This window comes from Psychrobacter sp. 72-O-c, from assembly GCF_904846605.1.
GTDB lineage: Bacteria > Pseudomonadota > Gammaproteobacteria > Pseudomonadales > Moraxellaceae > Psychrobacter.
The window spans coordinates 100,979-114,848 of the sequence record NZ_CAJHBI010000001.1 but is presented as its reverse complement, the minus strand read 5'-3'; the positions used below and the strand labels follow the sequence as shown (position 1 = coordinate 114,848).

General features: G+C 42.7%; 7 protein-coding genes. 4 read left to right on the top strand and 3 right to left on the bottom strand.

Annotated features, from left to right (window positions below):
- Nucleotides 1-4 precede the first annotated feature (4 nt).
- Nucleotides 5-1,681, bottom strand: coding sequence for a TolC family protein (locus tag JMX97_RS00390; protein ID WP_201553970.1), 1,677 nt, complete (start codon nucleotides 1,679-1,681; stop codon nucleotides 5-7).
- A 516-nt stretch (nucleotides 1,682-2,197) separates the two neighbouring features.
- Here JMX97_RS00390 and glpK point away from each other — a divergent pair.
- From glpK to JMX97_RS00370, 4 genes are all read left to right on the top strand, one after another.
- Entirely contained in the window at nucleotides 2,198-3,802 is a 1,605-nt protein-coding gene (glpK, locus tag JMX97_RS00385) for a glycerol kinase GlpK (protein ID WP_201553969.1), read from the top strand.
- Between the two features lie 474 nt (nucleotides 3,803-4,276).
- The gene (locus tag JMX97_RS00380; RefSeq protein WP_227671382.1) at nucleotides 4,277-4,786 is read left to right on the top strand and encodes a hypothetical protein; all 510 of its coding nucleotides are present in this window, start codon (nucleotides 4,277-4,279) and stop codon (nucleotides 4,784-4,786) included.
- Between the two features lie 483 nt (nucleotides 4,787-5,269).
- Nucleotides 5,270-6,298 carry an endonuclease/exonuclease/phosphatase family protein gene (locus JMX97_RS00375; protein WP_201553967.1) on the top strand — a complete coding sequence of 343 codons (1,029 nt, stop codon included), beginning with the start codon at nucleotides 5,270-5,272 and terminating at the stop codon, nucleotides 6,296-6,298.
- Nucleotides 6,299-6,516: 218 nt separating this feature from the next.
- Nucleotides 6,517-7,209 carry a TetR/AcrR family transcriptional regulator gene (locus JMX97_RS00370; protein ID WP_201553966.1) on the top strand — a complete coding sequence of 231 codons (693 nt, stop codon included), beginning with the start codon at nucleotides 6,517-6,519 and terminating at the stop codon, nucleotides 7,207-7,209.
- Nucleotides 7,210-7,410: 201 nt separating this feature from the next.
- On the opposite strand, the gene JMX97_RS00365 is transcribed toward JMX97_RS00370, so the two are convergent.
- Both JMX97_RS00365 and JMX97_RS00360 read right to left on the bottom strand, forming a co-directional pair.
- Nucleotides 7,411-8,244 carry a hypothetical protein gene (locus tag JMX97_RS00365; RefSeq protein ID WP_201553965.1) on the bottom strand — a complete coding sequence of 278 codons (834 nt, stop codon included), beginning with the start codon at nucleotides 8,242-8,244 and terminating at the stop codon, nucleotides 7,411-7,413.
- 111 nt (nucleotides 8,245-8,355) lie between these two features.
- A complete protein-coding gene (locus tag JMX97_RS00360) occupies nucleotides 8,356-13,746 on the bottom strand; it encodes a DUF11 domain-containing protein (RefSeq protein WP_201553964.1) in 5,391 nt (1,796 codons plus the stop codon).
- Between the last annotated feature and the right edge of the window lie 124 nt (nucleotides 13,747-13,870).

The window sequence follows — 13,870 nt, the reverse complement described above, 5'->3', positions numbered from 1 at the left end:
AATATTATTCTTTATATAATGCCGGTAGCTGAATATCAGCAGCATTCAGATAAGCGTTGAATGCTAAGGGCGTACCGCAGCTTTGCATCAATGCGGCAAGTGCTTGCACATAATTATTTGCAGCCTGCGCCTGTTCGGTACGCGCCTTCAGCGATCGCGTTTGTGCTTGTACCACATCAATGGTGGTATTCACGCCTTCCTGCAGACCAAGTTGGCGCAGACGTAATAATTCTGCGGCTAAGTCAACATTGCTCTGTAATGCCTGATAACGAGACTGGGCATTATTAACATCGTGCCAGTTTTTTTCGACCAATAGCAGCAGATTGTCACTCACCTCAATCTCAGACAAATCGGCTTGGCGTATTTTGGCCTTGCTGGATGCTAGTGAAGCCGTTTTGTCGAGTCCACCCCATAACTTCCAACTGGCAGATATGCCAGCGACCCAGCTTGGGTCTTTTTCGACTTGTCCATAGCCATAGAGCATTACTGTCGGTTTATAGCCAGTATCTGATAGTGCGTGTAGCTGCTGCGCTTGCGCACGTTTAGCAGCAACTTTCTGTAGTCCTGGATGATTATTAAGTGCTAACTTTTGGAAGTAGTCTACATCTGGTAACGGACGGCTGGAGACAAATAATGGGGTGGTAGGCTTGATACGATAATCTGTGCGTAATAGACGCTGCAAGGCAATCATAGCGAGGCGGGCATCATTATTAGCATTAACGGCTTCACTCTTTGCATTCGCCAGCGCAGACTGTGCTTCTAGACGATCTACCCGCGAGATAAACCCTTCTTCGAACAGCCGCTTCGCCATATGATCGGTCTGCTGCAAGGTGTCATAAGCATCTTCACGTAGATAGGCGGCGATGATAGCCAGTTGCGCTTTAAAATAACGATCAATCAGAGTGTTATACAGCTCATTTTTATCTAATATACTGTCGGCTACAGCTTCTTGAGTGCGTGCATTTGAGGCACCCGTTAAAGCGGTTGTGCGCCCAGCGGTATAAATCGGCCAGACGACACCAATACCTGCGCCTGTCGTTGAACCTGAACGCTTGAAGTCGTAAGAGTCTGGAAGACGCTCACCGACCAACTCGCCAAAATTGGGTAGCGGCGGAGTAGGCGGAACAATATCACTAACCGCATTATTCACCTCGTTTTCGATCCCATTTTTTAGCCCTGATAAGTTAATATCTTCTTGCAAGCTATAAGCACTAGCAGATACCCGTGCGAACACAAAAGGGTTATCTATGGTTTTGAGAGCGTCGGTTTGATATTCACTAGAGGCAATAGCGGCTTGATTGGCAGCAAGTTTTGGCGAGACTTGCAATAAGATATTTTGTGCCTGCTCTAGGCTTAAAAAGCTAGAGACTTCTAGCGCATAACTATTATCAATGCGCTTATGAGTAATGGGGTCAACAAGGGTGGCCAAGCCTTTTTTTTGCGCGCTGTCATTGGTCTCAATATTTGCAGCTACTGTCAAATTTGTTGCATTCGTTGCGGTGTTATTAGGTTTAAAATTATTATCAACATCAACAATTTGGGTAATCGTTGTTGGTGCCACTGCATCCTTTGGCTGACTGCTTTCCGTGTTGATATCAGTGCTTGCTACGGTATGTACAGATATCCCTGTCAGCATAAGAGCAAACACAGCAGTAGGCAGAGACCAAAAAACAAATTTCATAAGTAACATAAGCCATTAATTAGAATGTAAGGTATTTTAAAATAGCGCCCAGTGTTAGTATTTTTGATCTGCCATAACGTATAAATTGGTATGATGACGAAATTACTAACAAAAGTCTATTAATTAGTGGTTAAAAAAGCCATCGTCACTAACAAAGCGTACACTGTAGAGCCACAATAGTGACGGGTCAAGGCTTACTATTATCTTGTTTCCTATTGAATGCCGGGTCTATTTCTGTTAAAGAAATAATTTTATTGCGTGAACCATAGCACTATTTATTCCTAATAAATGACAAGAGATTTGTTAGGCGTCAAGCCCCTGTTCATAATAGATTGAGGGTTGAAGACATCAAATTTTTTACTATAGTAGGTTTTACAACCGTCATATAGTGATGTTGTATGCTATATTTTTGCTAGCTATAAATGCGCGCACTAACAATCAATATGCTTATTATAAGAATACAGTTTATAAAAAATACGCTATCAAAATAAGCGATAGTATAAAAAGGAGTCGGTGATGGCAGGCTATATTTTGGCGTTAGATCAAGGGACAACATCGAGTCGAGCGATTTTATATGATGACCATGCGCGTCCGATTAAAATGGTGCAAAAGCCAACGACGCTACAAACTCCAAAAGCTGGCTATGTGGAACAAGATGCGCAACAGATTTGGCAGACGCAAATCAGCTGCGCTCATGATGTGATTAATCAAGCAGGGCTACTAGCAACCGATGTCACTAGTATTGCGATTACCAATCAGCGTGAGTCGATTGTCATTTGGGATAAACAAACGGGCAAAGCATTGGCCCCTGCTATTATCTGGCAAGATCGGCGTACGGCAAGCTATTGTAAAAACCTAGCTGCTGAGAGTGTCGGTGATAGTACTGATAATAGCAATCAGAATATGGCGAAAGAAGTACAACGTATCACTGGCTTGCGGCTAGATCCCTATTTTAGTGCCAGTAAAATTGCGTGGCTACTTGAGCATAATCCTAATATTAAAGCTCGTGCAAGCAGTGGCCAGATAGCGGTTGGTACGATTGACAGCTGGCTTATGTATCAACTGACTGGCGGCGAGCATGTCATTGATATTACCAATGCCTCACGTACCTTGTTATATGACATTCATAAATTGTCATGGTCGGATGAGCTGTGCGCACGTTTTGAGATACCGATGACGATATTACCCAAAGTACTGCCTTCTGATGGCGACTTTGGCAAAACTAAAAAAGGGCTGTTCGCTAAGCAAATTCCTATCCACGCGGTATTAGGTGATCAGCAAGCTGCGCTCTTTGGGCAAGGTTGTCTCGATGCCGGCATGGCCAAAAATACTTATGGCACCGGCTGCTTCATGCTCATGAACATCGGTCAAGCACCTAAGCTGAGTGAACATCAATTGCTAACTACCATAGCTTGGCAACGAAAAATTGGGCCTAGTCGTATAGACAATCGATCACTAGGACAGATTATGCAGTCCGGAAAACGCATGTTACAGCCGTCCAGTTTTGGTATTAACCGAGAAATAAATTACGCGCTAGAAGGGAGCGTATTTATGGCTGGGGCGATCATGCAATGGCTACGCGACAATTTAGGTATGATTAAGCAAAGCTGTGATGTCGAAGCGCTAGCACTACAAGTAGACAGTAGCGAGTCGGTAGTCGTGCTGCCCGCATTCACAGGACTTGGTGCCCCTTATTGGCGCTCTGATGTCAGTGCCAGTATTAGTGGCATGAGCCGCGGTACTACCAAAGCGCATATTGCGCGAGCGGCCTTAGAAGCGGTTGCTTATCAGACTTATGATGTATTAGTTGCGATGCAAAAAGACAGTCCTCATCCTCTCACCGAGCTAAGAGTTGATGGCGGCGCGGCTAATAATGATTTACTAATGCAGTTTCAAGCTGACTTACTTGGTGTGCCCGTACTACGACCCAAAGATACCGAAATTACCGCCAAAGGTGCGGCTTTATTGGCTGGTCTAAAAAGTGGCTTATATGATGAGGCAACGATGAAAGCATCATGGCAAGTCGATCGTATATTTGAGCCGAGTATGTCAGCTGATAACCGCGAGCAGCATCTTAATAAATGGCAACAGGCCATTAAAAGAGCATTGATAGATATATAAAAGAATCACCCAATCAACGAATAAAGTAAAGGACTCTATATTTGATAGGATTAATATAGGACACATTATATGTTACTTAAAACGTTAGGCTAGCGTACAAAATCTCCATAAAGCTACATGCTGTAACGTAAGGTCATCGCAATTTGGACACAATTTACATATTCGGCCTATCGGGTTTCCTATTTAATTTCCTATACTTTAAATGAGTTAAATAAGACTGCTGACCTGTTTTAGATTAGTTTAGATTGGCAATCAATAAAAGCAAATTACAATAAATAATTTAAGGACAATACTATGAATAACGATGGCCGTATTACAGACCCTAATAATCGTGTAATAGATCCAAACGATCGTGTAATTACTGATGACAACCTTGAAGTAGGTGACAGAGAACGCATAATTGACGATAATGAGCGTAGGTTGGCCGGTGACGATCGCGTGACAAACGATAGAGTAATGAACGATCGCGATAACATCGACCGCGATAATATCGACCGCCATGAAGTAAAAGATATGTCAGATGAATCCAAAGATGAATTAAATGCTGACGCTATTACTGGCGAACCAGGTTCGCATCCAGTAGGCACTACGGTTGGTGGTGTTGGCGGTGCAGTAGCAGGGGCAGCTATTGGTTCAATGGCAGGTCCACTAGGGACGCTAATTGGCGGAGCTGTTGGTGCCATTGCAGGTGGCGGTGCAGGCCATGCATCAGCAGAAGCAATCGATCCAACTCGTGAAGAGGCGTACTGGCGCGCAGAACATGCCAATGCCGACTATCATAAAGAGGGCTATGACTTTGATCGAGACATGCATCCCGCTTATGCGGTAGGTTATGCTAACCGTGGTCGCTATCCCGCCGACGCCCGTTTTGAAGATCACGAAGCTGATTTAGAGCGTTCATGGAACGAGGTAAAAGGCGATTCACGTATGGAATGGAAGGATGCGCGTAGAGCCTCACACGATGCTTGGACCCGTGTATCATAAATAAACAGCTTGCTATAGAAAGTAAAATATTATAGATAAGCGTAACGAGGTAGAACCTTAGTAAGTAAGGATTGAAGCAAAATAAGTAAACGAACAATGCAAAAGCTTACTACCTCGTTGTTAAATTGTTATTAAGGCTATATCAATTGTAGGCAATTATTGACCACTAGTTTTAACCAACATAATTTATGTTATCTTAAAGCTTCCAGGGATTACTCTGGAAGCTTTTTTATTAGGTATAAAAAAGTACGAAAAAAGTGAACGTGATCAGATTCAAGCTTATTACTCTTAACTGATAAACCTAAATTTTTTATAGAGTAAGTACTAAAAAACGTATAAAAATTAATAGCATTAAATAATTGTTCTTAAATAAAATACCAACTCTTGATAATCCTTAGATTAAAGATGTCGAAATAAATAGATTGAGAAATAAATAATTCGAAAGTATCGTTAAAAGCTAAAAATAAAAACAATAGGTAACCTATGATTCGCCATACTGAAACCAACAGTCATAAGCAGTTTTATATTGCTACTGCTAATTTACTTAACTTAGCCAATCCTAATCGTATTTATTATGACAATGCACCCGCTTATGATAATAAAAGCTATGATAAAAAAGTGCAGGGTATTACAGAATTGCTAGCTAAAGCTCATGCCGATATTATTGCGGTGCAGGAAGTTTGGGACAGTCAGGCGTTAGAAGCGGTCGCGGTATCTTTAGGTTTTAAGCCAGAACACGTGGTGATTCCGCTAGCGAGCAATGACCCAAACAGTTCATACACGCAAGGCAAAGGCGCCCAAAAAACACCTGCTGTGGGTATCATTAGCCGCTTCGAGCAGTTAGAGACTACTTTATTAGAAGAAATTGCTCCTAAAGCGGTTATTGATATCCCTGATGTTGGGCCTTATCAACGTTTCAACCGTCCGCCTTTAGTACTACGTGTAAATGCTTTTGGCCAACCAATAACCATTATTACTGCTCATTTAAAAAGCAAACGCGCCTTTTTCCTACGTGATAAAGACGGTAATCTATTAGAAGATATGGATGATCCAAATATTCGTGTCCGTGCTAAGCTTCGCAGTTTGTGTATGAGAGCAGCTGAAGCAGCATCAATTCGGATGTCTATTATTGATCGTCTGCAACATACTCGCGAGCCATTAATTTTGTTGGGCGACATGAATGATGTCACTGGAAGCGTGACTACCCAATTAATGACCGAGACCGGCGAGGTGAATTATGATAAAAGTATGCGCGATGTCGCCTTGTTCGATGCCGCCCGTGTTCAAGCGCGTTATGGCTGGATGAAGGATGTGGCTTATACCCATATTTATCAAGGTATACCAGAAGTTATTGATCAGCTGTTTGTGTCAGAAGAGTTCTTGCCCGACAGCAAATTTGCCCTTGGGCAGGTTGAGCGAGTAGATTATTTTAACGACCATTTGAAGTGGGACTATGCAGATAGAGTTACAGATCATGGTATTATAAGAGCGAAAATTAAACTTCACGATTAACCTCACAATATAGTTAATTTATACATTATATTTTAAACCATTCACGTCCCTTGCTTGATGATGTACAAGCGTTTATGATGCTTCTTCGTTGAATATGGTAGCGGTAATATTTACCACTAAACTACCGAATGATAGCAGATAATCCTACAATTTAGGATGCATGCTATACATCGAAGACTATATTTATAAAGATAGGGCGTAACATCAAGAGATTCATAATGAGTGAATATACAGACGACAAAATAGAAGACGTGTTGGTAGATTCAGAGCTAGCAAAAAAACTGGTACCTAATAAGTTTAAGTTTACCAGTCAGCAGGGTCGCGTACGCCGTCAAAAACTATTGATGGGTGCCAAAAAACTGAGTGAAACTCATGCTATTAACGATATTACTTTGGCTGCTGTGTGCGAAGAAGCGGGTATTCCAAGAGCTTCTGCCTATCATTTCTTTCCTAATATCGAAGCAATATTTTTAGCATTGCGTTTTTTGAACGCTATTGAAATCCTAGAAATATTAACGACCGTTGAGACTGTTGATTTTGATAGATGGCAAGGGTATTTGAACGCTCTAATTAGCCGCTGCGTAGATATCTATCATGCTGATACCACTAAAGCCAAACTGATTTACGATACCAATACACCAGATTTTGAAGGCGATAGCTTTGGTGAAGATATGGACCATCAAATTGTTGATTTGATATATAAGCGTCTATCAGAGCGTTATCAGATGCCAAAGTTTGAAGACATTCAGGACACTTTACTGATTGCCTATAGCATAGTGAACGGTATCTTTACTTTGTCTTATCGTCGTCACGGTAGTATCACAGATAACTATCTACAAGAAGCCAATACAGCGTCTATCGCCTACCTACGCTGCTATCTGCCAGAAAAGTTACCTCGTAAAAATCGTTAAAATATTTGATAAAAACACAATAAAAAAGCTGGCAAGATGCCAGCTTTTTTTTGATTAATTTTCTTCAAAGTAAATATTTAAGAGTAACTTATTTAAAAATAAAGCTTAATAAACCAATCGGTAGATGTAGTCGGTACAACTTAAAGCAGCCACACGCATTTATCTATGTATCGCTTTTATATTTAGGGTTTGAGTGTTCAACTACAATACCTGACCGCGACAATTATCATCATTCGGATCTAATGGCGCATACTGTTTGTAATAGTCATTTATTAACTCTTCAAGTGCCGCGTTGGTTTTTGAATCGTGTGCATTGACATAAGCTTCGCGTGCTTGTTCTAACCAGCGATCGGCCATACGGAACTGGCTAGCTGACTGGCGCCAGCCGTGATCACAGTGGTTAGCTGCTGCCCAAATTAAAGCGACTTCACTAAATGCCAGCTCACGTGGCGCAGTCGTTATGCCACCACTGTCTTTTAGAGCAACTAAATTCGCCCACAGATCAGGGCGCATCAATGCAGACGTCGAGGGAATATCGATCGTTAAGTTGAGGCTACTCTCTTCAGAATTTTGCAGCGCTTTCAAGATAGCAGTAGCGCTCTGTAAAGCATGTACGCCTGCAGATGAGCGACTCTTGATGCTGTCTTCATAGGAGGCATAATTGAGCCAAGCTTGAGCTTTATAGGCGAAGTATTGTTGACGTGAGGAGTGGTCAGCTGGTTGTTGATACACACGTAACTGGGTGAGCATACAATCTATATTCTGACGCTGTGAACTTTGGTGATTGGAATGTTTTGAATTCGAAGTTTGTGCTTCAATGCCGTTATGACAAGCAGTTGCCCGTTCTTTAAAAACATCAGAAAAAGTAGTCGTTGAGACATTTTTAGCGTTATCTGGAATATTGTTACCCGCTGCTTGCACAGATGGCATAAGTGTTAGTAACAATGCCGCTGATAACACAGTGCGTGTCAATAATTGAAACAGCTGAGGTCTGCTAGCGGCTGATTCAGTCGCTAGAGTTGTAGGGTTAAACATAACGCCAACCTTGTATTACGATGATTAGTTAACTGGCCACTAGCTAGCTATAGAGTCATTCTATAGCCATAGCGGTAAGTTGTAGGCAGATTATAAGCCAGTTATAACTATTTACAAGCTAGGCTCATCATTTAAGCGTTGGTTTTTACGCGGGTCATCACTTTTAAACAAATCTTCATCAAACTTAAAGCGCAATCTAAAGTAAGCGCCTTCTTGAGTGCTGTCATCATAGGCGATATCTTCATCTTCAAAGCCCATAAAGTTATAACCAAGTGACAGCCATAAGTTAGTCATTGGACTATAGCCAATTTCAGCACCTAGCATATAGGATAAATCATCAGCTTGCTTATTCCAGTAAGTACCAGCTTGCAAGCCAATATCCCAGCGCTCGCTAATATCATAAAGTCCACGACCATAGACGGCATGAGCAGTATTATCACTAGATATACTATCCGCAGTATATTCTGTGTATTTACCTGCGTAACGACCAGACAAAGTTAACGGCCGTGTTGGATGGTAATTGCCGTTCCATGACCATACCAGCGCATTCTTTTTATAAGGGTCGTCCCCAGTGGCGTTATCATCGAGACGATATTCAAGCTTTGCAAGCATGTCGAGTTGGTTGCTGTCATAGTCACGGTAGGCCGCACCCAGCTGAAAACGATTGATAGTGCGATTACCGTCATCATAATCCACCCGTGAATAAATGTCTTTTGCCAGTAAGGTTATATCATCAGTATAACGGTAAGCAACACCAGCGCTACCGAGTAAGGTGTCACTAGTATCACCCCAGCGTTTCTCAAAACGCCCTGAGGCTTTATAGTTTTCTTTTGCCAGATATTCAACCCCAAAACCGGCGGCGGTCGCGGTACTGTCTTTTTCGCCTTCCAGCGACTCAACACGCTCAAATAAAGTGCTTAGAGTCAAACCTTCTTGTACATACCATTTATTTTTTAGACCAATAGCGGCTTCAGCTTCGCGTGCACTAACGGCGTCACGCAAGCGGTACTCGCTATAGACTTTACCGTCTTTCATGTAAGTGGCGTCAAAACCAACAACCGTACGCTGACGCTCATCGGTATCATCAAGACCATAACTGCCTGATAAGCTGTTGATTAAATCATGGCGGGCGTAAAGCCGACCAAGGTTACCTAGTGGCGTCTCCCCACCGATAGAGGTGGCATTGCGACTACTATGATCGATATCTTGCTCGTATTCAGCAAACACTAAGGCATTGTTTAGCTTGGGCAAACGGGCAGTAACACGGGCGCGGGCAGTGGTGCCTTCAATGTCTTTCTCTGCACTACTAACGCCATTAAGCGCCGACTGATTGATGATGTCGTCCTTAAAAACAGTATCATCAGTGACATCTACTACGTCGGTTGCTGCTTGGATATTACGCGAGGCGGCGGTGGCTTGTTGTTTATAGTAACGTACACCAACTTCACCAACGATATTTTTGCTTAAGCGTTGCTCAACGCTAGCTTGTACGCCTTCGCGACTGGCTTCAGTAGTATGGTCTGTGGTGCGTACACCCTCAAACTTAAGCGCGGTTGTTTTATTATTGAGTGCGTGAGTCACCTCTACACCAGACTCCGTACGTCCAGCAGTCAACGGAGAAGCCCCAGTGACAAAACCTATATCGGCATCATTATAGTAAGCTTTAGCACGCGTATTTTTATTATCGTAGTCCAGTTCGATACGTAATGCATTGCCTTCAGTATTACTATCATTTAATGACTTTGTATTAATTTGATTGCTTGGTTGGTAATTAGGGTTTTTAAAATCTGGGTCAGTTATTTCCAAGTCTTTGTCGATATATTCAGCTTTGCTCATCGCGTATTCTGCGACTAGTCTTAATTTGTCGTTGATCCTAACCACGCTGTTAACGCTGGCAAGTTGTTCTTTATTCAGCGGGTCATCACTATTAATATAGCTGCCGCCGATAGACACTTTATCAGTCAGTTGTTGCTTAGCTGCCACACCGCCAACCCAATATTTCTCGCCGCCTTCGTCTACTTCAACAGTCACGCGCAAATAGATAGGATTACCCTCAATATCTTGGCTGGCAATCGGCGCTTTTAAGTATAAGCTACGGCTAATAGGATCGATTTCATAATCAGCAAAGCGGGTAAGGGTCTCGCGGCGAATGATAAGCCCCGAATTATTAGCATCACGAGTGATAACTTCTATAGTCTCAGAGTTCTCTAATACCGCATCGAAGTTTCCAGCGAGCGGATAAGGGCCTGAGATGCCTAGACCACGAGTTTCGTTCACGCGTTGCGACGAGCTGGTCTCAGCGGCAAACGTAGTAATGCGGGTATTGGCATCTTCGTATTGGGCTTTAACCCCTGTCAAAGTACGATTGTATTGACCTAACTTAATGCCATCATCATTTTCGATTTGGGTTTTTAGATCGCCATACATGGCAAATGAGCGGCCTTTATCAAGGCGAATATACAGCTTACTAGTAGACTGAGCGTCAAAGCCTTTGGCTGATGAGTCGCCATACACAGGATAATACTCGCCCGGCTCAATATCACGAAATAGGCGCTCGCCTTTTTTATCACTATCGTAGGCTAGGGTAAGTAGATAGTCGCCGCGTACTTTGCCTTTTAGGAACATAGCGGCGCGACCAGTCGCCGAGTAATCGTCATTACCAGCGAATTCTTGCAGCTCTTGTTCGAACGCTCCTTGAGCATCGGTAATATTACCACCGTCGAAGTCCTTGAGCGATATCGCCCCTTCAACAATACCGACGGCGATAAGAGGACGCAATTTGGCGGTGAACTGTAGCGGAATCACTTGCTTACTGCTGCCAGTATCAACTACCAACTCGCCTTTACCCGGTACACTAGGCGCAATTACGGAAACTAACAGCTCGCCGCCATTTACAGTAACTTGCGTGCCCGCTTGGTCTTTACTGCTATCTGGTAGATTAATACGGCCAATATTGGTATCGATAGTAATAGGCGTTGATGCGATATACGGACGGTTATCACGGTCTTTTAAACTAATGACCATCTGATATTCGCTTACGCCATCCGCTTGTACTAACTGCTCTTGGGTACGATAGTCGATGGCTTGCAAACTATCTGGCGTTAAGACCTCAATGGTCTTCTCAGAGATGACTTTACCATTCACATCGGTTGCGACGCCACGTAGGGTATTACGTCCACGTTTTAGATCTACCGCATAGTAATCAAAAGCAGTAACGTTTTGTTTTTCTTGTTCAGCGGTTTTACCAATTTGTTGCTCTGATACCGCTTTATCATTGGCGTAAAGGGTGAATATAGAGCCTAATGGCGCTTGTACTTGTACCATCTGCTTGTAAGTACTAAGTTGTTGATCTGCTGATAAATTAATAAAGGCAACGTCGTTGTTAGCCACTTCTTTTAAATATTCTTCGAGCTCTTTCTCTACTGGTGGAGCAACAGTCGTAATGCTCATATCTACACGTGCAGCACTAGGATTGACCATGTCAGCTACTATCGCTGAGTCACAATTAATACCTTGGTCTAATATATCATTAGACTTACAGCCAGTCGCATCAACGTTATCTTTATAATCGCGATTGTAATCAGGATCTAGGGTCAGCTCGCTTTTAACCGCTTGCTCTAAGCTATCATTTTTAGCACTAATGCTCTTGCTACGAGCAACCAGCTCTTGGTTTAAGCGTTCGGTACTGTCTGCCATCCCGCCGACAATGGCAAAGTCAGCACGATGTAGCTCGCCGTATTTGAGATCGACAAAGCGGCTACCGGCATCACCAGCGTTACGGTTGCTTTGGATAATTAGTTCTGTTTCTCTAGGTAAGGTAGTGCGGTCCACCTTTAAGACGTGAGTCTTGGCACTAATCCCATAAAAGTTATATTTACCTTCAGGATCAGTGACGATAAAGTTGCCGTTTTCCATATAGATACGGACGCCAGCCACTCCCAGCTCGCCGTCAGCCTTTTGTTGAATACCGTCGCGATTGATGTCGTGATAGACTTTACCGATAATAATACCGTCAGTATTCATCACGCCGCGATCTACTTCGATCTTCCACTGGGCTTCTCTTGAAGTAAGCACCTTGCCAGCATCATCTTTTTTATCACGACCATGAGCAGTAGCGCGGTTGACACCGTCACCGCCGAGTGCTGATGATCCGATAAGCACACGATAGGTTATTTTTTTACTTGTGCCTACATCCATATCACCCAAACTTAGGACTTGGTATTTACCTTCAGTCTTAAAATCATTAGTCTGAGCTTTATCAATTTTTAAACTATTTTCAGTATAACGAACTGTGCCTTCGACATAATCAAAGCCGCGTGGCAATGCGTCTTTTAGTTCAACATCATAAGCAGTCGCTTTTCCATCGTTTTTAACAGTTATACTGTAGTTAACATAGTCACCTAAAGATGCTGTTTTAACATCGCCTTCTTTTTCGACTTGTAAGCTAGGGTTTCCGTCAACGATATCGATCTTACTGGTATAGCCGCTGATAAAAGTTGTAAAGTCAGATTGGTTGGGCTTTTGGTTTAGAGGAAGCTCAGGATCAATACAGGCGACCAATTCTGCTCCTAAAGTATCACCTTGTAGTGTCTGGACAATCTTGTCATCAATAGCGTTAGCGTTATTTTCAGTTCGCGCGTTTAGGCGAAATTTACCAGTATTGTATTTTCCCGTAACATCATCTGGGATTTCTAAAGCTTTTAACGAATAGATATCACCTGTTGCAGGAGACGTAATAGCGACCCAGACTTGATCTTGCTCATCAGGGTCAGCGTTACACTGCGCATAGCTGGCTTGTAGATAAATATTTTCGCCTATCTGAGAAGTGCCTTTGCTATTGATCGCCCAGTCACTGCTCATAAAGTTAATGCTAGGGGTAACAATAATTAAACTATCTGTTACAGTGGCGGCTTTTACTGAAGGGTCTTCTACAACAATGGCATCGATTTCGATATCGGCAGTACTACCTTCTACGGCACTAGGGTCAGATAGCGCTTCAACGATGAGGTCGATGCTTTCACTTTGACCCAAAGTAATCTGAGTGGTTAGATTCTTATCTAACTTAATTTCTTTATCTGCACCATCGAAAATGCCGTTATCATTCAAGTCTTGATAGACTTTTATGTTCGACAAGCTATTAGCTATGATAAGCGACAAATCGATAGTCTGATCGCTGTAGCTGGTGTTTGTAAGAACGTTTTTCCAACTAACTGTCTTACCTGGCTCTACCGTCTTTCTTAGTGGCGATTCTAAGGAGATACCATACTGAGGAAAAGCAGACGACTGGACACTTACTTGGTTAGAAGTGCTACTTAGATTGAAGTTAGTACCGTTATTGATAATATAACTGGCGTTAGCAGTGTTCTCGATGAACTGTAGCAGAGGATTAGGTGCCGCTAGGGCAGTATTTGATTGCATAAGAAACATAGTTAGCGTCAACGCAGAGACCTTGGCGGTGCGCAATGGCATGTGTTTAGACGATGTCATTAAATGAGCTGTCATATGTCGCTTATCCAATAAAACAAAATGGGGAGTGCTAGATTCCTCTAGCCTAAGTAAATCCAGGCTAGGGAATATCTATAAGTACCTGTAGATACTTATAGACTTTAAAAATATACGCTGAAAT